Source organism: Shewanella sp. 10N.286.45.A1 (assembly GCF_041470405.1).
Lineage (GTDB): Bacteria > Pseudomonadota > Gammaproteobacteria > Enterobacterales > Shewanellaceae > Shewanella.
Genome location: NZ_JBFRMK010000201.1, coordinates 42026 through 66335, shown reverse-complemented (window position 1 = coordinate 66335; position 24310 = coordinate 42026). Strand labels below are relative to the sequence as shown.

General features: G+C 42.3%; 18 protein-coding genes. 7 read left to right on the top strand and 11 right to left on the bottom strand.

From position 1 onward, the window contains the following. Positions 1–51: 51 nt before the first annotated feature. The gene (gene trxB, locus AB4238_RS15090) at positions 52–1002 is read right to left on the bottom strand and encodes a thioredoxin-disulfide reductase (protein ID WP_372034166.1); all 951 of its coding nucleotides are present in this window, start codon (positions 1000–1002) and stop codon (positions 52–54) included. A 263-nt stretch (positions 1003–1265) separates the two neighbouring features. Between trxB and AB4238_RS15085 the strand changes: the two genes are divergently transcribed. The 3 genes from AB4238_RS15085 to AB4238_RS15075 are packed head-to-tail and all read left to right on the top strand — an operon-like array spanning position 1266 to position 3012. Further along, positions 1266–2393 carry a M14-type cytosolic carboxypeptidase gene (locus AB4238_RS15085; RefSeq protein ID WP_372034165.1) on the top strand — a complete coding sequence of 376 codons (1128 nt, stop codon included), beginning with the start codon at positions 1266–1268 and terminating at the stop codon, positions 2391–2393. A gap of 23 nt (positions 2394–2416) precedes the next feature. Next, positions 2417–2734, top strand: a complete 318-nt coding sequence (locus tag AB4238_RS15080) for a hypothetical protein (protein ID WP_020912569.1) — start codon at positions 2417–2419, stop codon at positions 2732–2734. Next, positions 2731–3012 (top strand): YeaC family protein, encoded by a 282-nt coding sequence (locus tag AB4238_RS15075; protein WP_372034164.1) that lies wholly within the window; start codon positions 2731–2733, stop codon positions 3010–3012. Before AB4238_RS15080 ends, AB4238_RS15075 begins: the two co-directional genes overlap by 4 nt. Before the next feature lie 58 nt (positions 3013–3070). On the opposite strand, the gene ansA is transcribed toward AB4238_RS15075, so the two are convergent. Then, complete coding sequence (ansA, locus tag AB4238_RS15070) at positions 3071–4087, bottom strand: asparaginase (protein WP_372034163.1); 1017 nt, start codon at positions 4085–4087, stop codon at positions 3071–3073. Between the two features lie 113 nt (positions 4088–4200). After that, complete coding sequence (gene sppA / locus AB4238_RS15065; RefSeq protein ID WP_372034162.1) at positions 4201–6042, bottom strand: signal peptide peptidase SppA; 1842 nt, start codon at positions 6040–6042, stop codon at positions 4201–4203. A gap of 155 nt (positions 6043–6197) precedes the next feature. Between sppA and AB4238_RS15060 the strand changes: the two genes are divergently transcribed. From AB4238_RS15060 to AB4238_RS15045, 4 genes are all read left to right on the top strand, one after another. Beyond that, on the top strand, positions 6198–8213 hold the full coding sequence (locus AB4238_RS15060) for an FAD-dependent oxidoreductase (protein WP_372034161.1): 2016 nt from the start codon (positions 6198–6200) through the stop codon (positions 8211–8213). A gap of 822 nt (positions 8214–9035) precedes the next feature. Next, positions 9036–10409, top strand: a complete 1374-nt coding sequence (locus AB4238_RS15055) for an efflux RND transporter periplasmic adaptor subunit (RefSeq protein WP_372034160.1) — start codon at positions 9036–9038, stop codon at positions 10407–10409. Beyond that, on the top strand, positions 10406–11119 hold the full coding sequence (locus AB4238_RS15050; protein ID WP_372034159.1) for an ABC transporter ATP-binding protein: 714 nt from the start codon (positions 10406–10408) through the stop codon (positions 11117–11119). Before AB4238_RS15055 ends, AB4238_RS15050 begins: the two co-directional genes overlap by 4 nt. Beyond that, positions 11116–12342 (top strand): ABC transporter permease, encoded by a 1227-nt coding sequence (locus AB4238_RS15045; RefSeq protein WP_372034158.1) that lies wholly within the window; start codon positions 11116–11118, stop codon positions 12340–12342. Before AB4238_RS15050 ends, AB4238_RS15045 begins: the two co-directional genes overlap by 4 nt. A 271-nt stretch (positions 12343–12613) precedes the next feature. Here the strand turns inward: AB4238_RS15045 and AB4238_RS15040 are convergent, their stop codons facing one another. The 8 genes from AB4238_RS15040 to nrdB form a co-directional block, all read right to left on the bottom strand. Then, positions 12614–12862 carry a tyrosine-type recombinase/integrase gene (locus AB4238_RS15040; protein ID WP_372034157.1) on the bottom strand — a complete coding sequence of 83 codons (249 nt, stop codon included), beginning with the start codon at positions 12860–12862 and terminating at the stop codon, positions 12614–12616. A 553-nt stretch (positions 12863–13415) separates the two neighbouring features. After that, positions 13416–17375, bottom strand: coding sequence for an RHS repeat domain-containing protein (locus AB4238_RS15035; RefSeq protein WP_372034156.1), 3960 nt, complete (start codon positions 17373–17375; stop codon positions 13416–13418). A gap of 123 nt (positions 17376–17498) precedes the next feature. Next, the gene (locus AB4238_RS15030) at positions 17499–19643 is read right to left on the bottom strand and encodes a TonB-dependent receptor domain-containing protein (protein WP_372034155.1); all 2145 of its coding nucleotides are present in this window, start codon (positions 19641–19643) and stop codon (positions 17499–17501) included. Between the two features lie 133 nt (positions 19644–19776). Further along, positions 19777–21012: a histidine kinase sensor domain-containing protein gene (locus AB4238_RS15025; RefSeq protein ID WP_372034154.1), complete on the bottom strand. Its 1236-nt coding sequence runs from the start codon at positions 21010–21012 to the stop codon at positions 19777–19779. 98 nt (positions 21013–21110) lie between these two features. Then, positions 21111–21797: a response regulator transcription factor gene (locus AB4238_RS15020; RefSeq protein WP_372034153.1), complete on the bottom strand. Its 687-nt coding sequence runs from the start codon at positions 21795–21797 to the stop codon at positions 21111–21113. A 382-nt stretch (positions 21798–22179) separates the two neighbouring features. Continuing rightward, a complete protein-coding gene (locus AB4238_RS15015; protein ID WP_372034152.1) occupies positions 22180–22548 on the bottom strand; it encodes a hypothetical protein in 369 nt (122 codons plus the stop codon). 214 nt (positions 22549–22762) lie between these two features. Beyond that, complete coding sequence (gene yfaE / locus AB4238_RS15010) at positions 22763–23149, bottom strand: class I ribonucleotide reductase maintenance protein YfaE (protein WP_372034151.1); 387 nt, start codon at positions 23147–23149, stop codon at positions 22763–22765. After that, the gene (gene nrdB, locus AB4238_RS15005; protein ID WP_372034168.1) at positions 23118–24248 is read right to left on the bottom strand and encodes a class Ia ribonucleoside-diphosphate reductase subunit beta; all 1131 of its coding nucleotides are present in this window, start codon (positions 24246–24248) and stop codon (positions 23118–23120) included. The genes yfaE and nrdB overlap by 32 nt, the downstream gene beginning before the upstream one ends. Between the last annotated feature and the right edge of the window lie 62 nt (positions 24249–24310).

Sequence of the window (24310 nt, the reverse complement as noted above, 5' to 3'; positions counted from 1 at the left end):
TAACTGATCGGCATTAGGCTTAACGCCTGCTTTTTTAAAGATAAACTACGATTACTGAGCGTCTAAGTAGCGCTCTGCATCTAGCGCTGCCATACAACCTGTACCTGCAGAGGTAATTGCTTGACGGTAATGTTGATCCATAACGTCTCCTGCTGCAAAAACACCTTCTATGCTTGCTTGTGTTGCATTACCATTTAAGCCACTTTCGACTTTAATGTAGCCATTATTCATCTCTAACTGGCCTTCAAACATGCCGGTATTTGGGCTGTGGCCGATAGCAACAAAAACGCCAGCAACTTCTAGATCTTTGATGCTGCCATCTTTAGTACTTTTCATTTTAAGGCCATTTACGCCCATTGCATCTCCAACAACCTCTTCAAGGGTATTGTCTAAATGCAGAATAATGTTGCCGCTTTCTACCTTATCCATTAAACGTTTAGTTAGGATCTTTTCGCTGCGGAAAGTATCACGACGGTGAATAAGGTGAACTTCAGAAGCGATGTTACTTAAGTAAAGTGCTTCTTCTACAGCGGTATTACCACCACCTATTACAGCAACTTTTTGATTACGGTAGAAGAAACCGTCACAAGTCGCACAAGCTGAAACGCCGCGGCCTTTAAAAGCTTCTTCTGACTCAAGCCCTAGGTACATAGCTGATGCGCCAGTTGAGATAATAAGAGCATCACAAGTAAACTCACCATTATCGCCTTTAAGCTGGAAAGGGCGCACATTTAAGTTTACTTCATTGATGTGGTCAAAAATAATTTCTGTTTCAAACTTTTCAGCGTGCTTCTGCATACGCTCCATCAGAGCAGGACCGGTAAGATCATCTGCATCACCAGGCCAGTTTTCAACTTCAGTCGTGGTCGTAAGTTGTCCACCTTGCTGCATACCCGTGATCATTACGGGCTTTAGGTTGGCGCGAGCGGCGTATACTGCGGCTGTATAGCCTGCAGGGCCTGAACCCAGAATAAGTAAGTTACAATGTCTAGCTTGGGTCATTTTTTTCTCCGTTCTTTTACGAATGCAGTGTCTAACGAGGGGTTAACTCCCTCTATCTCTACGAATTGCAGCGATTGTATGGAATTTAAGGTTGTGGGTAAAGCTCTGTATTGGAGGTTAGTGCAACGTAAACCTTACAGAACCGTGATTTTTAGCGGTTTTTGCACGCTTTTGGCTGCTCCTTATCACGTTTTGGTTTATTCTATAGCGCAAAGATTGATATCTAGCTGATCACAGCCCTAAACAGTAAAAAAGGAAGTGTTATGCGTATTAGCGCGAATTTTGATGGCGGAAACATAGAAGTAATCAACGCAGATAATAAAGATGATGTGCAACTCGCCATTCGTCCAGATGAAGGCGGTGAATTTTTCCAGTGGTTTAACTTCAAACTAGACGGTGTCGTAGGTACTCAGTACACACTTAATATCGTCAATGCAGATAAAGCTTCTTATGTAAAAGGTTGGGATGATTATCAGGCTGTAGCGACCTACGATAGACAAAGCTGGTTTAGACTGCCAACCACCTATCAAGATGGTAAATTAACAATCGAAGTCGATTTAGATTGTGACGCTATTCAGATTGCTTATTTCGCACCATATAGTTACGAGCGTCATCAAGATCTACTTGCGGCCGTGCAAGTGCATCCACAGGTCAGTTTAGAGCATTTAGGGTTAACATTAGATGACCGTGACATGACACTGATTAAAGTCGGTGATGGTGATGAAGAGAAAGCTAATATCTGGATCACTGCACGTCAGCACCCTGGCGAAACCATGGCTGAATGGTTAGTCGAAGGCTTAATCAATAATTTATTGGATAGCGACTGCCCAACAGCAAAATCATTGCTTGATAAAGCAAACTTCTACATCGTACCAAACATGAATCCGGACGGAAGCGTGCGCGGACACCTTCGCACTAATGCCGTAGGCACTAACTTGAATCGCGAGTGGCAATCGCCATCTTTAGCGAAGAGCCCTGAAGTCTTTTACGTTGTTAACAAAATGAAAGAGACTGGCGTCGATCTTTTTTATGATGTTCATGGTGATGAAGGGTTACCTTTTGTATTTTTGGCTGGCTGTGAAGGCGTGCCTGCATACACCAAAGAAGATGATGATCGTCAGCAAGCATTTGTTGATGCATTACAAATGGCAAGCCCAGATTTTCAAACTGAGTTTGGATATGATAAAGATCAACCAGGTCAGGCGAACTTAACCGTGGGCTCTAATTGGGTTGCGCACACTTTCGGTTGTCTCTCAAATACGTTAGAAATGCCATTTAAAGACAACGACAATATGCCTGATCTTATGGCTGGTTGGTCACCAGAGCGTTGTATCTATTTAGGCGAAGCATCACTAATTGCAATGAATGCCGTTGTCGATAAATTAAAATAGTCACCAGTTGAGGTACATCATCTATGGCGTTAGTTAAATGTCCAGGTTGTGGTGAGCGGATATCGAGCATGGCAAAACAGTGCTCCCATTGTAAGGCTAACATCTCCGCCGACAATGAAAGTTTACAGGTTATTAGCCATATTAAACGCTCTAACCAATTAATGAACCAGAGCTTTCTTGCGCTTACGTTATTTATTGGCGGTGTCGTAACTTGGTTTTGGGGAGGGGAGCCCGCTGAAGGTACCCGTGCAACGGTAGCCGGCGGTGCTTTTGCCTTAGGCTTTGTTGGCTATCTAATAACACGAGTGCAAATCGTGCTCCATAAACGGAAAAAAGTATGACAGATATCAATAAAGTCATCGATGAGATGCCTACCGAAGTCTATGAGCGTTTATTGAGTGCTGTAGAACTTGGTAAGTGGGAAGATGGAACAGTTCTAAGCCAAGAGCAGCGTGCTTCAACGCAGCAAGTGGTGATGCTATATCAAGCACGGAAGCTCACTCAAACTGAGCACTTTACTATTAATAGTGAAGGGCAGGTCAATGAGTTATCTAAGTCTGAACTTAAAAAGCAGTTTAAAGGTGATTCAATCGCTGAATTTAAAGAGAAAGAGCTTTAAACAAAAAAACTAATAGAAAAGCCGCTCTAGGAGCGGCTTTTCTATTAAGTATGCTTGCTTAATCTTGGGTTAGTTCACCGACAATAGATTGCTCCATAGCAGTGCGAATAGCCTCAGGCGTTAAATCTGTTGAAAGCAAGTAGTGTAATTTGGCTAAAGCTGCTTCTGTCGTCATATCATAACCACTAATCACTCCGGCTGACGCTAACGCATTACCTGTTGCATAGCCGCCCATATTGACTTTACCTTGCAGACATTGAGTCAAGTTTACCAGCACGATTCCACGGTCATGGGCATCCTTAAGGGTTTTTAGCAATGCCGGTGTTTGTGGTGCGTTGCCTACGCCAAATGTGAGTAATATCAGCGCTTTTACTGGCTGCTGCAAAACATTAGCAAAAATCTCGGTATTGATCCCAGGGTAAAGGGTCACGACCCCTATGGGCTGCGGGCTAATATTGATCACTTCTAAAGGTTTCGTCGCATTTTCGACGGCTCTCTTGCCTGCATGCCAACGAATTTTTATTCCAGCTTCTAGAAGTAATGGAAAATTGGGCGATGCAAAAGCATTGAAACCATCAGCGTGTGCTTTGGTGGTGCGGTTACCTCTAAATAGCTTGTTATTAAAGAATAAACAGACCTCTGCAACTGGATAGTTGGCTGCGATATAAAGTGCGTTAAGCAGGTTTGTTTGGCCATCAGAACGTAATTGCGCTAATGGGATTTGTGAACCTGTAACGATGACAGGCTTTGACAATCCCTGCAGCATAAAAGACAGAGCTGATGCTGTATATGCCATCGTATCTGTGCCGTGGAGGATAACGAAGCCATCGTACTTGTCATAGTTAGCTTTTATATCATTAGCAATCATTTGCCAATCAGTCGGTGCCATGTCTGAAGAGTCGATAAGTGGCGAGTATTCGCTAATCACAAAGTCTGGCATCTCTTCATGGTAAAACTCAGGCATCGCTTTAACACATTCAGTCAAAAAACCGGCGACTGGGGCAAAGCCCTGTTCGGTCTTCTGCATACCAATGGTTCCGCCTGTGTAGGCAACATATATACAAGGTTTAGTCATGTTATTTTTGTTTTTGAGCACAATGAGGTGATTATAATGGTGCAGGTAGAATAAAGCCCAGTAAAACTGGGCTTTATTTAATAATAGTTTACTTAAAGCTATCTGCTAACTGGCTAGTCAGTGCAAGTGTCGCAGTATAAATAAACCCCATTTGGGTCATCAAAAGACTGTAACGTGTCAGTGAGTGTCGAGAACTGACCAAGTAGTTTGTCGACTAAAGTGGTTTGTGTCAGGCTTTCTGGAATATAAACTGCTGCTGAAGCAAACATCTCTTGAATAAATTGATCCTGCGGTGATAATTCTTGTTGAATCACTTCAGTATCAAAATGGTCAATTTTTGCGAGTTCAGCTGCATGAGTAACAGCATTTTGCAAATCACCAATACCATCAACTAATCCAAGCTCAAGTGCTTTGCGGCCAGTCCAAACTCGTCCTTGGGCAATATTGTCCACTTGCTCTAAGGTCATATCACGTTCGGTAGCAACCAGAGATATAAAGTCTTTGTAACCACGTTCTATATGACGTTGAATAACAGCACCTATCTCAGGAGACATCCCTTTAGTGACAGAAAACCCTGCCCAATCAGAGGTGGCGACGCCATCAGTGTGCACACCAATACTTGCGAGCGAGTCTTCAAAGGTAGTAACCATACCAAAAATCCCAATCGAGCCCGTTAACGTTGTTGGGGTGGCGTAGATATAGTCGGCACTCGCAGAGATCCAATAACCACCAGAAGCTGCATAGCTGCCCATACTGACGACAATTGGTTTATTGGCGGCTTTTAATGCTAACACTTCTTGGCGGATCTGCTCCGATGCAAATGCACTCCCGCCAGGGCTATCAACTCGAAGTACTACAGCCTTGATAGAATCATCAAATCGAGCTTTACGCAGTAGCTCTGAAGTACTTTCTCCACCAATCTCACCCGCGGGTTGTGAACCGTTTAAAATTTTTCCTTTGGCTACAATAATACCGACTTTGTTATCAGCTAATAAAAGAGGGTGACTTGCAGTGACAGAAAGATAATCGTAAAAATCAATTTGTTTAAAGGATTCACCATCAGCAGATTTTCCGACAGCGTCAACCATACTTAAGCGAAACTCTTCAGCGGTTTTTAGCTCATCAACCCAGTTCAGATTAAGCGCCATTTGGCTGGATTGGCCGTCAGCCTTGTCGAGTTCTGCCAAATACTCTTTGGCAGATAACGACAATTGCTTAGCGGCTATATCGCGGTTTTGGCCTACGGTAGTGCTGTAACTTTCCCATAGATCATTTAAAAGTGCCAAATTGGCTTCTTTCGCCGCGTCAGACATATCATCACGAATAAAAGGTTCTACAGCAGATTTAAAAGTACCAACTCTAAAAACATGTGCTTTGATTTTAAGTTTATCTAACGCAGACTTGAAATATTGACGGTAACGACCGAGACCTTCTATTTCAACACTGCCCTGAGGGTTTAGGTAGATGCTGTCGGCATAACTTGCTAAGAAGTATTGATTTTGTCCAAACCAATTTGCATGTGCAACAATAGGTTTGCCTGTTTCCTTAAAGTGGTTTAATGCATCGCCTATAGATTGCAGTTTACTCATGCCTGTACCACGTAAATGGCCTAGATCGAGTACCAATTGACTAATTCGAGCATCGGAAGCTGCATTGTTCACGACATCGATGACATCCGAAAGCAGTATTTCGCCACTACCATCTTTAGCGCTGCCGCTTTTCATCGCAGCTTCTAAAGGATCTACACGACGTTTCTGATCAACGATAGTGCCTGACAGGTTCAGCACAAGCGCTGAGCCATCTTCAACTTTTAATGTCTCTTCGCTACTAAGGGTTACGATAAGCGCAATAATCAAACCGAAAAAAATAAGGTTTAGAAATAACTTTCTTGTACCATTTATAATATTCCAGCAAAGCAGAAATATCCTTTTAAAAACTGAGGGTTTAGCGGGCATTAGCCACTCCTTTAAATCCGAATTAGCATAATGCTAACTGAAAATCCTTTAGAAAGGAAAACTCATTTGTAAAGGAATCTGATCACTCACTTATTGAGCTTATTGATAACACAGGGTATGCTGAATTAAATCACTTGTTTAAAAAGGATGTTTGAATGTCGTTTCCGCATTTATTAGAACCCTTAGATCTGGGATTTACCCAGTTAAAGAACCGCGTATTGATGGGCTCAATGCATACCGGTTTAGAAGAAGAAAAGGGCGGCTTTGAGAAACTGGCAGCGTTTTATAAAGAGCGTGCACAAGGCGGAGTAGGGCTTATTGTTACTGGTGGTATATCGCCCAATTTGCGTGGCAGACTTGCCCCTAATGCTTGTCAGTTGAGTTTTCCATGGCAGGTAAAAAAGCACACTGTAGTGACCAAAGCCGTTCACGATGCTGGCGGTAAGATCTGCATGCAGTTACTGCACGCTGGCCGATACGGCTACCATCCATTTTCTCAAGCTCCGAGCAAAATTAAATCACCGATTACACCTTTTACACCTTCTAAAATGTCTACAAGACAGGTAGAAGGTACTATTAAAGACTACGCTACTAGCGCTGCGTTAGCTAAAAAAGCAGGTTACGATGGCGTTGAAGTGATGGGGAGTGAAGGTTACCTCATTAACCAGTTCGTCAGCTCTCGCACCAATAAGCGCAGCGATAAATGGGGCGGTGCTTTTGAAAATAGAGCGCAATTTCCGATTGAGATCGTGAAGCAAATCCGCGCTAAAGTGGGTAAAGAATTCATTATTATTTTTAGACTCTCGATGCTTGATTTAGTCGACAACGGTTCGACATGGGATGAAGTCGTTCAGCTTGCTAAATCATTAGAAAGTGCTGGAGTGACAATTATCAACACCGGTATTGGCTGGCATGAGGCTCGAGTACCGACTATTGCTACCAGTGTTCCGCGTGGAGCATTTGCTTGGGTTACCGAGAAGCTGATGAAAGAGATGAGCATTCCTCTCATCGCGACCAACCGTATTAATACTCCAGAAATTGGCGAATCTATAATAGCTTCAGGGCAAGCGGATATGGTCTCTATGGCAAGGCCATTTTTAGCCGACGCAGAGTTTGTGAACAAAGCTGAAGCTAACACGCCAGAATTGATTAACACCTGTATTGGTTGTAACCAAGCCTGTTTAGATCATACTTTTGCTTTAAAGCGCGCAACCTGTTTAGTCAATCCACGGGCTTGCTACGAAACTGAACTCAACTTTACCCCAGCGAAAGTGAAAAAGCGTATAGCTGTAATGGGAGCCGGCCCTGCAGGTATGGCATTTTCCATTTATGCTGCAACTCGTGGTCACGAAGTTGTGCTATTTGAAGCAAAACCAGAAGTAGGCGGCCAATTTAATTTAGCGCGTAAAATCCCTGGTAAAGAGGAATTTGACGAAACTATCCGTTATTTCCTTAATCAGATAAAACTACACAAGGTTGAGTTGAGGTTAAACACTAGACTTGATGCTAGCGTAGTGAGAGATGAAAAGTTTGATGAGATAGTAATGTCTTCGGGGGTCAAACCAAGACCTCTAGACCTTCCCGGCTTTGATGATCCAAAAGTGGTTGATTACCAACAAGTGCTCAATGGCGATGTAGAAATAGGAAAGAAAGTTGCTTTGATAGGAGCTGGCGGTATTGGATTTGATATGGCTCATTACCTTTGCGAAGATGAATCGTCAACGTTAAACGCTAATAAGTGGTTAAAGCAGTGGGGTATTGATAAAGAATATAAAGAAGCCGGCGGCCTTACAGAGCCAGTGTTAGATGACAAACACCGTGACGTTGTTTTATTGCAACGTAAAACCACTAAGATGGGTAAGGGATTAGGAAAAACTACCGGTTGGATCCATCGCTCTGTTTTAAAACAACATCAAGTCGCGATGAAAACAGGTGTTAGCTATAACAAGTTTGATGAAGCAGGCTTACACATTACAGTTGATGACAAGCCAGAGGTATTGGCCGTCGATAATGTTGTACTCTGTGCTGGCCAAGTATCAAACACAGAACTTGTTGAAGAGATGAAATCAACGGGAGTTCCTGTACATCTGATTGGTGGCGCTGATGTTGCTGCAGAACTTGATGCTAAACGCGCCATCCGCCAAGGCGCAGAACTCGCAATTGCACTCTAACTTAACTATTAATTTAATTAAGATTGCGTCATTATCAACCCCATCTAATATTAGCCTAAAGTGCTTATATTAGATGGGCATCATGTATAAATCAGATGGGTGCAAAAAATCAGTAGGTGACGCCACCTATAGTGCTTCGCAGTCACGAGATTTGCTGTAGGTTTGCACATATATGAACAAGCCTAAAATATTTAAAAACATTTTAACCGACGACATTAAAGTTTTGACTATCTAGCGGAGATATAAGCCCTAAAGAAAAATATCAAAATTGGCTAATGGTTATTCTTTATCTAAAGCGTAGCACACTTCGTAGTATCCCCATTTCGTAAGGTTAATGTTCTGTTCAATACCAATACCAATACCAATACCAATACCAATACCAATACTAATCCCAATCTGTAAGAGGTTTGATCGCTATGAATAGTTCATCAGCTTATAGTGATTGGTATTACTCATTGAAAGTCAAATTTGGGCAGCAGAAGTGCTAGCTGTTTGAAGATAGAATAATCAAGGAGCAGTTATCTAGCATCATGCATGGAAACATTGCCAAAGTGAACGAATAGCCTCAATTTACTTACTCGATTTCAGCGCCTTGAATTGTCAGCTAATTATCAATAACTTACCGCAATTGGTATCGAAAAACTGAAATTACATAATTGTCTGCCTGCATGCCTTAAATCATGGTTAATGTTAACTCGTTATATAGAACAACGAAGCTAAACTGCTAATGAGTGAGAGGCGTAAAGTAGTGTAAAAGTCGTGGGGTTATTTGCTAATCGCTTGATAGCATAAGGGCTACTCTAATTGCTACTTTGACCCATAATGAAACGATTATCCTTAGTTATTATCGCTATCCTAGTGATTGTTGTGTGCTGGTTTTTCATGACTCAAGCTTCAATTACACCAGCAGCGACGACTTATAAAACAGATAAAATAAGCCTCGGTGATATCATGAATTCTGTCAGTGCGACAGGCACCTTGGCGGCGGTAGATGATGTCATTGTTGGTGCGCAGCTTTCTGGGCAGATCACCGCTGTCTATGCCGATTTTAACGATACGGTGACCGCCGGTCAGCTCCTGGCTCAAATTGATCCCAGCACTTTTGCTGCCAAAGTGGTTCAAGCCCAAGCTCAGGTCGATAAAACTAAAGCCGATCTGCGTTTACAGCACATTGCTATTGAACGTGCGAATGTGACGTTCAATAAAGCTAAGCGTGACCTACTACGGGCTACAAAACTTGCTGCTGCTAAACATATTTCAGCTGATGAGCTTGATAATATAGAAACCCAAGTCAAACAAGTTGAACTTGATGTACAGCAGTCAGAAGCCCAGTTGGCAGTATTGCAAGCCACGTTAGCGGCTAATAAAGCCAGTTTGGATCAGAATCAGATTGAGCTAAATCGTACTGAGATCCGAGCACCAATTGAAGGTATCGTCATAGCTCGAACCATTGAAGCTGGGCAAACCGTGGCATCGAGCCTTAATACCCCAGAGTTGTTTCAACTGGCTAAAGATCTGTCGATGATGGAGATTGAAGCCTACATTGATGAATCTGATATTGGTCAGTTACAAGTGGAACAACGAGTCAGTTTTACAGTTGATGCATACCCGGATGGGCAGTTTAACGGCGTGATCAAGCAGATCCGACGATCAGCACAATCGACCTCTGGTGTAGTCAGCTATACGGTGATTGTTTCTGCGAATAATCGTAAAGGGGAGTTACTTCCCGGTATGACAGCCAATCTGGATATCGCCATTGATAGCGTTCAAGGTAGCCTTCGGGTGCCTAATGCAGCACTGCGACTAGCCACACGATTCAATGATAACTCAAATAAAACCCAGCGACGTGGTCCACAGACACTATTAGCAAGCTTAGATTTGAGTGAATCTCAACAGCAACAGTTAAAAGAAATTATGCCCAAACGAGCAGAAGGTGGGGGGGCAGGAAGATCTAGGCAATATAAACAACAGCTTGAGCTAGCGTTAAACACAGTACTGACCAAACAACAACAAGCGCTTAGGCTTGAAATTCAAAGCGGAAAAGTCAGAGTGGCTAGTTTGCTACTGCTACGTGACGGCAAGCAAGTGATTGTGCCGGTTAAGTTGGGGATCACCGATGGGCAATATACAGAACTATTGAATAGCGATCTAATGGGCGAGCAAGTGATCACTCAAATCAAAGCGAGTTCAAAATGAGTATAGCAATTGAGTGTTTGAATCTGAGCCACAGCTTTCCGATGGCCGGAGAGCGATTTCAGGTATTAAAAAATATAAACCTCAACATTAAGCAAGGGGAAATGGTGGCGATCATGGGGCCTTCTGGCTCAGGTAAGTCAACACTAATGAATCTTATTGGCTGTTTGATGACGCCAGAACAAGGTGAGGTGCGGATTTTGAATCGCTCGACACTGGGAATGAAGAAAGAGGGTTTAGCGACATTACGCCGTGACCATATAGGCTTCGTGTTTCAGCAGTTCAATTTGCTTGCTCGTACTTCTGCGATCGATAACGTAAAAATGCCATTAATGTATGCAGATGAATTGATAAAAGATGCCACTCTTCGGGCTAGACAATGCCTAGAGTCGGTGGGGTTAGGCGATCGATTGATGAACCTACCCAGCCAACTTTCTGGTGGTCAGCAACAACGAGTGGCTATCGCACGAGCGTTAATTCATCAACCGAATATTATTTTGGCAGATGAACCTACAGGGGCACTGGACAGTCACACTAGCAAAGACATCATGTTGCTGTTTAAGAAGCTTAATCAGCAAGGTAAAACCGTTGTTTTGATCACTCATGAAGATGAAGTTGCCTCCTACGCAGATAGGATCATTATGGTAAGAGACGGCAAAATTCAAAGCCCAGATGAGAGTGCTGATGCATACAAAGTGAAGGTGATGCCATGACGTTAGTTCACACGGCATTATTATCGCTAAGACGAAACCTGATGCGCTCTATTTTAACGACTTTAGGGATTATTATTGGGATTAGCGCCGTGATTGTCATGTTTGCTCTTGGAGAAGGTGCACAACGACAAGTTGAAGAGCAGATCAAGAGCTTAGGTACAAACGTACTTATGGTTCGGGCCGGGCCGAGTAAATCTGGCGGGGCGAAACAAGCCGTCGGAAACGTGAATAAGCTTGAAATGAGCGATGCCGTTGCCATCAAAAACGATATTGCCGAAGTTGTTTACGTTGGAGCATCAAACAGCGGTCAAGCGCAAGTTGTATGGGGTAATCAAAATTGGTCTACCAGCATACTGGGAACTAACACAGACTACATTCAGGCCAGCAATTGGGTGATTTCTCAAGGTGAAATGTTCAGTGAAAATGACGTTAGATCAGGTGCTAAGGTTGCACTGATAGGCCATACCGTGGCTGCAGCTTTATTTGGTGATGCGCAGTTCGCTGTAGGCGAGATAGTGCGTGTCAATAAGGTCCCGATAACGATAATAGGGCTGCTGCAAACAAAAGGGCAAGATCTGCGTGGATTTGACCAAGATGATACGCTGATCATGCCGATAACCACATCAAATAGGCGTGTGCTAGGCCGTTCGGGTAGTAATATTAACAAGGTAAATCGGCTTACGTTAGCGGTCAATGAAGCTCAAAATATGGACTACGTTAGTGAGGAAGTCGAGCGTTTACTTAACCAGCGCCATCGTGTGCCAATTGGACAAACAAGTCCCTTCGATGTCATGAACCTATCTGCAATGCTTTCGACGCGCGCTGAAGCAAACCGTGTATTCTCTATGCTATTAGCTGGAGTTGCTGGCGTGTCGTTATTGGTCGGTGGCATAGGCGTGATGAACATAATGCTCGTGAGTGTCACTGAGCGCACACGTGAGATTGGCTTACGGATGGCCGTTGGGGCGAAACCAAAACATATATTGATCCAATTCCTTATTGAAAGCATAACCTTATGTATTATTGGCGCGTTAATGGGGGTGTTATTGTCGCTGCTGGCTGTGTTCATCATGCAATATTGGGTTGGCTGGGAAATGGCATTATCACTCACGATTATCGTCATCAGCGTCATGGGGACTGCACTGATTGGAATAGGCTTTGGTTTTTACCCTGCCTATAAAGCCGCTAACCTCGATCCTATTGAGGCATTACGATACGAATAACTCCGCCTGTAAAGCGTAGTTTCTTATTGGGACTACGTTTTTAGTACAATCGAATACCAAGGAGCAATTAACGACCTTAGATTAGTGTCGCCAAAATCTCGTTGAAGGATCAATCTTTTAATGTAATTGGTATTATGTATGAGAGCCATTTACTGGTAGGCAACATTCAAAAATAACAAGAGTATGGCAAATTTGCCTTAAGCACTCGAATATTGTGCTATGAGTGGTTAATTTGCCGTGGAAACTTAATGATTAAGAGTGGGTGGCTCATCTATTCCTGCTTCAAATTGACCAACTCAGACACACGCAATGCATGATGGTAAGCAACCATGATGATGGTACTGTCACGATGACCGTGGCGACCGACCGATTTGGCTGCTTTGCTGATGCGCTCAATCTCTGATGATGTTAGATATTCACGTTCACGAACATCTTTATATTTGCGGGTATTGATAACTTTCGAGTTTTTGGTGCTTGGGGTGGGGTTTCTGTAATCTTCTAAGTTGCTGATATTACTCATCTGGCTCTCCGTAACTTTCGAGATTATAGTCGAAAGTAGGAAAGATTTATACGGTGATGAAGATTGCTAGTAATGGGAACTGTGATGATGGTGGGAATAGCAAGGGTAAAAAGAACGACTCAATCTTATTAATTTGAGTCGTTCGTTTAACCTTGTGGTTAAGTCATGTATCCATTTTTCAGAATATAAATCGACAAACATAACAAGCTAAAGCTTATCAAATCAACGGTGTACACAGCCACTTTTACCTTCTTTCTTGACTCGGGAGGCATCTCACGATACCGCTCCTCCACAGTAGTAAAATAAGAATCGTGCCTACATAAAAATTTCGTTAAATATATTACGATAAACATAATCACCAGTAAAACAATAGGATTCCCTAAATCGTGGATGCCTAAAATCACCTGCACTCCAGTAAGTAATATGTAAGTGACAAAAATAAACGGTAGCGATACTGAGTAAACTGTATGGTCTTCAGCTTTCCCGTTTGTCACTGTTCTCATAAATTCCAATTTGGAAAAATACGCATACAATACACCACTTCTAACAAACATTACTTTTTATCTCCAAGGTCGAAATCAGGAATGGCGAGCATCCTTTTAAGGGTACTTTCTTGCTGCTTAGGTTGTAGCCGTTTAAAGTTATTAATAGGTCTTGTCACGGGGGATATTGCCTTAACAGCACCTTGCCTCATGATTCCTAAGCCATCTGATGCAAACCCTTTTGCGCCGCCGGGGTAAAACGTTTCAGATGCTCCATAACCTACGGCAGAAATGGTTGTTGCGGGATACACGAATGGTGCAGCACTAACTCCCATATCGAACACGGTTTTACCAAATCCATCTTTCCCTTCAAGGTATTCATTAATCTCCAAACCAATCCCGACGGCAAATAACTTTTTAATCAGTAGCTCACCATTTAGCAGCACCATTTTGGAGTTTGTGGATGCCGACTCGATTGCTAACTCCCACGTACTTGCGTTGGTAGTATTGAACGGAAGGACATTTGGTTTTGTTTTCATTACCACGGCACTCTCATCCAATACTGAGGCTGCTTGCTGTGCTGCGAGCACACCTTGGGCTGCTGTATTATCTGTTTGACCTACATTGGTACTCCTACCCCCATCAGCTCCCGCATTACCCTGATCCCGACTACTCATACCACCTAGATCGGTGCTGTTACTCATAGACGTTTGAATCGCTTGCTGCCCCGACATGCTTGTGTCTTTAGTGATATGCAAGCTTCCGTCACTACTCTTTCCTACGTGACCGATTTTTTTGCCATCACCATTAGTTATCGCCTTAGTTTCATTTTCCTGTAAGGAGTCAGCGCAACCTTGCAGGTCGTCGGTTTCTGCACAATAACCGGTCGGATCGGTTCCCGCCAACGGATTATTCATGATGTAAGAGTAGGGGTTAATCGACTGACTATTACCCGCCGCCTGAATATAGGGGTCCACACTCATAAAGCGCCCAAGGTTGTAATCGTACACCCGGCCGTTCATGTGGATCAACTGAACATCATCAAGATGTTCGTGATCGGTAAAGCCCCGCGGGGTGATGAGCGCACTACCATCGAGACTAGCTAACGTCGGCAACGTTAAAATATCACAGGTGTGGGCTCTGGGCTTACCAAAGGGATCAAAACTTCTTCGGCTCAATATGTGGCCGCTTCTATTTGTTAGCGCATGATTGCTGCCCAGGCGATCTTTATGGGTAAATATTACGCTTCTGTCGGTACCTTGCTCAACCTTCTCTATAGCGACATCGCTAATATAAGCGCGGCTAGACTGGAACACACCGTCAGCATTGCGAGTTTCCTCATAAATACCACCAACATAATAATGGTGTGTGGTGACACCATCGACCTCTTTAACCTGGCGGTAACGGGATAAGTCACTGCCGTAAGAAAATGTTAATGTGCTGCTGTCTTGTGCTATTGCTACGGGCTTATTGAAAGCATTAAACTTGGTCGCTTTACCATCGCCGCTTGTGAGGTTACCTTTGGCATCATAACTGAAGTTTGAGCTTTGGCCGTTCAGCTTTATGACGCTCGACACAGCATTAGGTCCAGCATTGCCAGTTTGACTATAGCGATAGCTGTTAGCGTAATCAGATTTTCGGGTAAGGTTACCGAGTGCATCGTACTCATAATCGATGTGCTGGACGAGATTACCTTCATGATACAAAGTGTTATCGGTAAGACGTTGCAAATTATCGTAGTCAAATGTCTCAAGGGTGCCGCTAAGGTTATCTAACTGCGTCAACAAATTACCATATTCGTCATAGTCTAGATATTCTAGGTTTTGTATATCATTGCCGCTGGCTGTTACTCGACTTGCCAGCATTTGACCGCTGATTTGCGAATACTCGTATTCGCCGGTCATTGCGCCATGAGCTATATTGGCAGCAGTGATATTAGCAAAGGCATCCATAGCCGTTATTTGCCGATAAACGAGATTGTTTGCGGTGTTGTATTCTTTGGTTAAATAACCGCTGTCATTATAAGTCATTGCCACGACGAGATTGTTAGGGTACACCTTTGCTTTTAGGCGGCCATAGTTATCGTCGTAAACATGAGCCAATGAATACGATAATTCCCCAATACCGGTTGCCACCTCAATGACTCTACTGGCATCGTCATAATAGTACTGCTGGCTAAAATCACCGACGGATTCACTATCTAACAAACCCAGCTTACCTTCGTCCCATTGCCATGTGGCGGTTCGTGTCGGCAAGCGGTTAGCTGCATAACTACTGCGTCTGCTAATGAGTCGCCCTAAGCTATCATAGCTTGACCGAATAACATCATTATTAGCATCAGTTTGCTGAGCAAGCTCACCGAAACCATTAGTGATGTATGTGCTGCGGCCTTGATTAGGGTCATTCACCCACAATTTAGTCCCTATGGCATTATATTGTGCCGTAATACGATTCTTCATCGCATCTTCAATAATGAGTGGAAAACCACTGGCATTATAGCCATAACGTGTTTGGCCGTTATCTGCATCTGTTGTGGACATTAACAGTTTTAAGCTGTTGTAGCTACGACTCATGGTGGGTAAATTGCCAGCATCAATTTCGGTTGTTAATCCCAAGTATTGATAGGCCGTACTATGTAAACCAGCTAATGTATCTACTTGTTTTATAGCTGGACGCCCGAGTAGATCATACTGCAAGTAATATGTTCCATAGCGACTTTGACTTAAGTTGGAATAGGGCCGTGATTCAAATACCTTACGGCCGAGAGCATCATATTCGATATCTGAGACGCTATAACCACCACCATCAAAGTCTTGAACCATCGTCCGTATCAGGCGGTTTAGTCTATCAAAGTATTGTACACTGGTTGCAGTTCCCGGGCTGACTGTCATTGTTTTGCTGTAAGCATGAGAAGGGGCGTCAGCATCATACATCACGTTTTGGTAGCCAGTGTAAACAGTGGGGCTCGCTTCTATGCCGCTGGCAGCATATTGTGTTACAGCAACCGTGCGCCCAAGTCCATCGTAGTCCTTGCGTAATTCAAGCCCGTTGGCATCGATAATACGGGTTGGTAGGCCAAAAGCCGGCGATGTCTTAAGAGTCGTTTTATGCCCTAAAGCATTGGTCTGGGTATAAGGGAAATAACCATCACTAGCAGCACTGGTACCATCTAAACTATAGCTGGTACTGTTGCTTCTAGTTTGATTGTGCCAACGGCCATTGTCATAAGCTTGAGCTGTAGTTGCAACCGAAGTGGTTAAACCATAGTCGTTAATCTCAAACACACTTGTTTGGCCTGCTCGAGGATCATCACTTACCGTCGTTACCACTTGTTGAGGCTTGCGACTGCTATGCCATTGGCTAAAAGTTTGGGTTACGCTTGAGCCGCTATCAGTGGCTAACGAGTCTTTTGATGACTTAACCTTGGTACTTTTAGTGACTTTATTTAGCCACCAGTTTGTTTCATCAACCTCAACTTCACGGCTTTGTTCCGTTAATTGATAACCGTATTTATCTTCAACGCGGCTTTGACTTTTAAGCACATTACCCCAGCGGTCAATCTCAGTCATTTTACTGGTTGTAGTACTGAGTAACTCTAAGGTGCTCAAATCAAAGGTTTCATGCACCCTCTCTGCTAAATAAATATGCACAGCTCCTGCACTCTCAGCTTTATGAGCTGCATTGACCTGCCAGCTATAGGTTTCGCTTCGGTAAGGGCTTCCATAGTTTAATTGAGTTTGGTCTTGATAATGTTGCAACTGCTGTATTTTACCTGCATATGGAAAACCGGTATGGAAGACGGTACGAGTGACTGCACCTGTTGTAACATCTTGCATTATGATTTCAGTAAAGCCTTGAAACCCAAGGCCTTCCAAGCTAAATGTTGCACCTTTATAAGCGTATACTTGACTGTTATTCCCCCCAATACCATTGCTTTGACTAAACTGACTGACGACATACATGCTAGAGGCAAACTGGATGTTTCCGTTGCTGTTTAAGTTGTCAATTTCTGGCTGACATAATATAGCCACCCACTAATGCGATTAACACGCGACAAGTAATGTGGAATGCAAGGATGTGTTTGTTTGTAAAATTCATTGGCGTGCTATTTTGGTGCTCATAAATAGCGTTTATAAGCACCAACTAGAGTAGAGTTAGAATTGGTAAGAAACAGCTAGACGTATATCTCGACCCGGTTCATTAATTCCTACTACAGTCTCGTAGCCAGGTATATGGCCATAATCAGCAACACTGCCATGGCTTCGGTAGTTTTCATCAAAGAGGTTTTGAATTGATAAATTCAGCTTTAAGCTCTCAATTGGCATATAAGTTACATAGGCATCAACTACGTCATATCCCGGCTTATCAACAGTTTCTAACTCAGATACCCAACCTAGCTCAATAGAGCGATGAAATACTTCAATGTCATTTAAATCGGTAACATGCTTATAGTTAAGGCCTAACTGAATCTGTTCATTCACTTCATAATTCACGTTCACATTCAGTGAGTCACCAACAGCATTACCTAAGCCCCCGTACTCATAAGAAGCCATATCAATGCCGTCTAAGGTTACTGCACTGTAGCCAGACGGGTCATTGGCATCAGGCCACACGAATGAAGCGTTATTAAGTTCAACATTGTTGTGGTTGTAACTTACAATGATGTTAAAATCGTTACCTTGATAGCCAGCAACAAGCTCTACACCTTTGGTTTCTAGGTCGCCAATGTTTTCGTAAAATACGCCTTCACGACCTTTAAACTTATCAAATACCACATCATTGATAACACTTAGGTAAGCAGAGGCTTCCAATAACCACGTGCCATCATTAAATACCAGTCCGATTTCGGTGTTATCGACTTCTTCCGGTGAAAGGTCTGGGTTAGGCGTTAATTCACCTACAGTAAAGGCATCAGCAACTTGTCTACCACGTAGGGCTTGTGCGTAACCCGCTGAGAGTTTTAGTGCATGGGTGAAGCTATATTCAAAACCAATATTGCCGCTAAAGCCATCTTGTTTTTCGGTTGAAAATTCAGACGCACTTGTTACAGGATCACCATTGGCATCGGTTTCAATAACCCAAACGCCGTCAACTTTAATCCAATTGGCTTCAATACCATTATGGTCAAGTTCATAAGCATCATAACGGCCACCAATACTCACTAATAAACTATCTGTTAGTTGCCAATGATCTTGCAGATAAAGACCGGTTACATTGCCTTCTTCGTCAAAAATGCCACCAAAATCTTCATAAGATTGCGCATGCACCTTATCAATTTTGTGCTCGACACCGTAAGTAATAGAATGGTCGCCGATGTCACTGGTATTACGTAAATCAAAACCTGTGGTTTTAATCGAGGCATCCCAAGTGTAGAGTTCGCGTTTAAATGATGATTCGGTGTTGTAGATAGTGGTTTCGAGGTTAAGGAGGTTATTACGATACCAAGCATGATTTAGTACTATGGTTTCACGTTCGCCCCATGATTCAAATAATGGGTCACCCTCTAACGGTGCCCAGTTAGTTTGCTTACCAAACTCACCTTCTTCTTGGCGGTTTTCGTAGCTCACAGTTAAATCTTGGTTTTCTGTCAGCTCTGCATTGAGCTTTACAAAGCCAAGGGTTTGCTCTGAAGCCGTACCGGGGATTTCATCACCATTACCGTCTTGCATATTGTTGCGTTCAACATTAACGTATGAAGCAAGTACTCCGACTTTATCAGCGAGTTTTCCGTATAAGGTAATGCTTTCTTTATGGCCATCGTTGGTGAAGTAACTGCCTTTGACAATACCACCAAACTTTTCATCTTTGCCAAGTAAATCATTGGCGCTTTTTGTTTTAAAGCGGATCGCCCCGCCAACAGCACCCGTTCCCGATGTGGCTTCACCTGCACCTGCTTGCACTTCAACACTTTGTAGAAGCTCAGGCTCTATGGCTACACGACCAATATGATGAAAAAGTGTACTTGTTTGTGGCGCACCATCAACGGTGACATTGACCATTGAATCTTCCATACCGCGGACAAATATTTTTTGAGCGATACCAAGTGAGCCACCAACGGTTACTGATGGGGTATGGCGAAAAATATCCGCTAAGTCGTTTGCTTGATAATTTTCAAGCTCTACTGGTGTGATTTCAGCATTAGTAGTGGCACCTACAATGGTTATTTTTTCAACCTTTTCAATTTCTTCAGCTTCTGGTTCAATATCTGTTTGTGCTGCATTTACATTACAACAAATACCTAAAACTGCGATTGCTACTGGTGTTTTAAAAAAAGGGGCTCTCTTTAACACAAATGACATTATGACTTCTCAAACATTTTACATTTATTGAGTGATAATTATTATCATTTGTAGCGGTGGCGTCCATCATTATTACATTTATTACATTTAGCATTCTTTATACGTTTAGAGTGTGGTGTTTAGGAGCTAGAGTTTAGAATGTGGGAATGATTATCTTAACGACTAAGCCGCCACTTGCTTGATTGTTCGCACTAACTTGTGCTCTAACACTATTTAAGTGACGTTTGGCTAAGGCCAGTCCAAGGCCAAAGTTGTCACTTTCGCTAATCCGAGCATTGTCGACTCTAAAAAAAGGCTGAAATATTTGGTTTAGATACTGCTTTGGAATACCGGGGCCTTGATCAAGGATATTAATGATATATTGAGCGTCATTGTGTATTAAATCTACCTGCACAGTTTGACCAACGGGAGTATAACGCAGGGCATTACGAATAATGTTTTCGATAGCGGGAGCAAGCGCTTTATGACTACTATTTTTAATCACAGCATTACTGGGGCTATTTAACACTAGGTGTCGATCAGGATATTCAAACCTAGCGTCTTCAACTAATACATCTACTAAGTCGACCAAATCTACATCTTCTTGTTTTATTATAGGTTTTTCATTATCAAGCCATGCCAAAGTGAGTGTATCTTCAACGAGCTTTCGGATTTGCTGTGACTCCCTAGAAATGCGTTCAATATGATATTGAGTTTCTTTTTCTTCAAAACTATTTACTGCAATATCTAAGCGCGTCAAAGGAGTTCTCAGCTCATGAGATAAGTCTGAAATGAGATCTCGCTGATTTGATATTAATTCACCAATGCGACTGGCCATTTGATCAAAAGTGGCTGCTAAATGGGTAAACTCGTCATTACGTTTACCAAGATGCTTTTTTACTCGAACATTATAATTACCTTCACTAAATGCGGATGTAGCTTTTTCAAGGCGTTTTAAAGGCGTAATAATGTGCCTATAAAGTACGATGAAAAGCGCAATTAAAATAGCCATCGGAATGAAAACTTGAAGTAAAATGCGAGTTGTTCCCCAATAACTTCCAGGACGCATTCTCTCGGGGAGCCGAATCAAAAAACTGGCATCTATGTTTTTAAAAGGTAACTCCATAATGGGGTTATCTTTAAAATATAAATGAATTTTCCAGTCGACACTTCGTCCAAAGTGATAACGACCGACAATACTTTTTTCGGGTAGCTGGCCTGCAATTGGTATGGCGGTAAAGCCTGCTACAGAGGCCCAAGTATCTTCTTGCGTTTGTATTGAGATCAGTAACGCCTCTAACTCTTCTGAATTGTCTGATATCATTAATTCTTCAGCTTCATTTGCCCATATTTGTAATTCATCACGATCATAGTCTGCAATAAAACTCATCTGCTCTTCAGTTTGTGTGGTTAGCGCATGCAGCACATAAAAAAAAGCGACGAGACCCGTCGCAATAATAAAACAAAGCTTCCACAGTATTTTTCGATTCATTTGAAGCAATATCCCTTTCCGTGGACTGTTTGCAAGCGATCCCCTAACCAATTGGCTTCGTTCAATTTACGTCGAACACGGCTTAAGTGCATGTCTAAACTTCGATCGTAGGCCCCTAGTTTTTTATTGAGAACGGTTTGATATAAGTCAGCTTTAGTGACTATTTTATGCTGTTGGGAAACCAACTCCCAAAGCAATTTAAACTGAATGGTTGTGCAATCAAGTTTTTTACTATTCACATAAATGGTTTGGTTTTTAGGGTTGATTGTTAATCCATCTACGATTAATTCTGCAGGTGTTTTAGGTGCAGATATGGACAGGCTACGTCTTAAAATGCTCTCAATTCTTAGTAGCAACTCTTGAGTATTAAAGGGTTTGGCAATGTAGTCATCAGCGCCATGTTGTAAGCCTAGAATTCGCTCTTCTTCTGCCCCTTTGGCTGAAATCATGATGACAGGTTGTTGACTGGTTTTTCGTAACGCCTTCAGTAACGAAACACCGTCCAATTTAGGTAACATCTTATCGAGTAGAATGAGATCATATTGTTTAGAACTCGCCAGACTTAAGCCCATTATGCCATCAAAGCACTGTTGCACGTCATAATCGGATTTTATCAGTAAGTCTGCTAAGTAATTATTTAATGTATTATCGTCTTCAATTAACAGTATGCTTATGCCCGACATGATTACCTCAAATTAGTTGAAAACGATAATTATTACTATTCGTATTGTAATCCTATGTATTTGTGAAGTAAATATGCTTAATATGTAAATAGTTTATGTGGATTCGGCTTACTTAAAAGTAACCCTGCTTAAACTCTGATGGGTGAGCAACTTATGCCTTTATGCTCTGATGTGAGCCAAGCGTCACCATGATTTGGTCTACATGGAATGGGACAAAAGCGTGATAGTTGAACAACTTGGAAGTTTGGTTTATCCATTAGGAAATTTATGGGGAAAACTGGCAGTGATAAGCCCTAGTTTTCTAGACACTTTCTAAGTCCTCATTGGACTGCCAGGGGATCTTATGGACAAACTTCACTAAGCTTTGTGCCATTAACAATATCTATGTTTTACTTTCCGAGATAATTTTTATGCTAGCTTTTTCTAGCTTTAATATTAAATCTGCTATTAAGTCAATTTCATACTTAAATGAAATATCTGCGCTATGCATAATATTTGACTTGATGCTTTTAAGAGTGGGTAAGAGCTCTATTATATTATTTTTGCTAATTATAAATCTAGCATCATATCTTTTCTCCGCACTATTCGAAAAAAGCCAAGATCCTATTAAATGTAACATTTCCCCCCGATCTACATCATTTAACTTAACATATACTTCTGATAAGGTTGTCGGAATAACCTGACCATGTTTAGCTTGTTCAAGAAGTTTCAGATCAATACCGTACTTACTTAACCATTCACATCCGATCATACTACTTTTCTATCCCTATAAATTTACTTGGTACGATATACGGAAATTGTATTTTAGTTCCCCCAACAGGCACACGATACCCGCTCCCATCAACATCTGTAACAACATTTAACATCGTGGCGCAGGATTAAATCAAGATTTCAGTGCTGCGGAGATAAATTGCAGAAGTATATATTTCAAAAGTGACAGCTATCAGGGGCTGCTTGCCACTTAATTACGGTATGTCACAGGTTTCAGTTTGCTGGCGCTTAGGTGCTTTAACAACCACTTCAGCACCGTCGGCTGAAAGGTCTAAATTGATATCGCTACTGGGAACACAACAGCAGGGCAGGCATTCGTCGGCTTCTAAGGTAACCAGTGGTTCGGTGATATAACTGACCGAACCACTAATAACTTTAGTCTTACATTGGCCACAAAAGCCATTGCGACACTCTGAAAATGTACTCACTTTTTTTTGCTCTAGTGCCTCAAGCAAGGTCAGGTGCTGTTGATTAAACAACAGCACAGGTTGACCTTGCAGGCTTACGATTGGAGCCTTTTTAAAACTAGCTTGGCTAAAACTGACGGCTTTAAAGGTCAAAGTCAGAGAACTCATCTTCATCAATTGAAGCATCAATTTGCCCAACCAAATAGGATGACACTTCAACTTCTTGAGGTGCTACCTGCACAGCGTCGCTCTCTAACCAGTTCTTCATCCATGGTAGAGGGTTTGACTGCTCTTGGTAAGGAGATTCTAGATTAACCGCCTTCATACGCTCATTGGTAATATATTCAACGTATTGGCAAAGTATGTGCTCGTTTAGACCTATCATTGAGCCATCTTTAAACAGGTATTTAGCCCACTCTTTTTCTTGTTCTGCCGCTTTTACAAAAATGTCTATCGCTGTTTGCTCACACTCTTTAGCAATTTCTGCCATCTCTGGATCATCTTTACCACCATGCATAATTTTCAAAATATGCTGGGTACTATTTAAGTGTAAAGCTTCATCACGGGCAATAAGGCGGATGATTTTGGCATTACCTTCCATAACGTTGCGCTCGGCAAATGCGAACGAGCAAGCAAAACTGACATAGAAACGAATCGCTTCGAGTACGTTTACTGACACCATACACAAATAGAGTGCTTTCTTGATTTCACGCTTAGTCACTTCAATGACTTCACCGTCTATTTGATGGCTGCCTTCACCATGCAAATGAAACGCTTGGCTCAATTTAATGAGCTTGTCGTAGTAGGCTGCAATGTCAGTTGCACGCTTTAAAATCTCTTCATTTTCGACAATATCGTCGAAAACAATTGAAGGATCATTAACGATATTACGAATGATATGGGTGTAAGAACGAGAATGAATGGTTTCTGAAAAAGACCAAGTCTCAATCCACGTTTCAAGTTCTGGCAGTGACACTAATGGCAAAAACGCAACATTAGGCGAGCGACCTTGAATAGAATCAAGTAGTGTTTGATATTTTAGGTTTGAGATGAAAATATGCTTCTCATGCTCAGGCAAAGCGGCATAATCAATTTTATCTTTGCTTACGTCTACTTCTTCTGGACGCCAAAAAAATGAAAGCTGCTTTTCAATTAGTTTTTCAAAAACTTCATACTTTTGCTGATCATAGCGCGCAACATTGACTGACTGCCCAAGAAACATAGGCTCGAGCATTGCATTGTTTGGTGTTTGACAAAATGTAGAGTAGGCCATTTTTCTATCTTCCGATAATGGGGGCATAGCCCCCTTTAATTAACGTTTAAATACGAGTGATA

What these genes read in the sequence shown, in the direction of transcription:
- trxB (WP_372034166.1), bottom strand. Translation starts at nt 1,002, where the DNA reads ATGACCCAAGCTAGACATTGTAACTTACTTATTCTGGGTTCAGGCCCT.
- AB4238_RS15085 (WP_372034165.1), top strand. Translation starts at nt 1,266, where the DNA reads ATGCGTATTAGCGCGAATTTTGATGGCGGAAACATAGAAGTAATCAAC.
- AB4238_RS15080 (WP_020912569.1), top strand. Translation starts at nt 2,417, where the DNA reads ATGGCGTTAGTTAAATGTCCAGGTTGTGGTGAGCGGATATCGAGCATG.
- AB4238_RS15075 (WP_372034164.1), top strand. Translation starts at nt 2,731, where the DNA reads ATGACAGATATCAATAAAGTCATCGATGAGATGCCTACCGAAGTCTAT.
- ansA (WP_372034163.1), bottom strand. Translation starts at nt 4,087, where the DNA reads ATGACTAAACCTTGTATATATGTTGCCTACACAGGCGGAACCATTGGT.
- sppA (WP_372034162.1), bottom strand. Translation starts at nt 6,042, where the DNA reads ATGCCCGCTAAACCCTCAGTTTTTAAAAGGATATTTCTGCTTTGCTGG.
- AB4238_RS15060 (WP_372034161.1), top strand. Translation starts at nt 6,198, where the DNA reads ATGTCGTTTCCGCATTTATTAGAACCCTTAGATCTGGGATTTACCCAG.
- AB4238_RS15055 (WP_372034160.1), top strand. Translation starts at nt 9,036, where the DNA reads ATGAAACGATTATCCTTAGTTATTATCGCTATCCTAGTGATTGTTGTG.
- AB4238_RS15050 (WP_372034159.1), top strand. Translation starts at nt 10,406, where the DNA reads ATGAGTATAGCAATTGAGTGTTTGAATCTGAGCCACAGCTTTCCGATG.
- AB4238_RS15045 (WP_372034158.1), top strand. Translation starts at nt 11,116, where the DNA reads ATGACGTTAGTTCACACGGCATTATTATCGCTAAGACGAAACCTGATG.
- AB4238_RS15040 (WP_372034157.1), bottom strand. Translation starts at nt 12,862, where the DNA reads ATGAGTAATATCAGCAACTTAGAAGATTACAGAAACCCCACCCCAAGC.
- AB4238_RS15030 (WP_372034155.1), bottom strand. Translation starts at nt 19,643, where the DNA reads ATGTCATTTGTGTTAAAGAGAGCCCCTTTTTTTAAAACACCAGTAGCA.
- AB4238_RS15025 (WP_372034154.1), bottom strand. Translation starts at nt 21,012, where the DNA reads ATGAGTTTTATTGCAGACTATGATCGTGATGAATTACAAATATGGGCA.
- AB4238_RS15020 (WP_372034153.1), bottom strand. Translation starts at nt 21,797, where the DNA reads ATGTCGGGCATAAGCATACTGTTAATTGAAGACGATAATACATTAAAT.
- AB4238_RS15015 (WP_372034152.1), bottom strand. Translation starts at nt 22,548, where the DNA reads ATGATCGGATGTGAATGGTTAAGTAAGTACGGTATTGATCTGAAACTT.
- yfaE (WP_372034151.1), bottom strand. Translation starts at nt 23,149, where the DNA reads ATGAAGATGAGTTCTCTGACTTTGACCTTTAAAGCCGTCAGTTTTAGC.
- nrdB (WP_372034168.1), bottom strand. Translation starts at nt 24,248, where the DNA reads ATGGCCTACTCTACATTTTGTCAAACACCAAACAATGCAATGCTCGAG.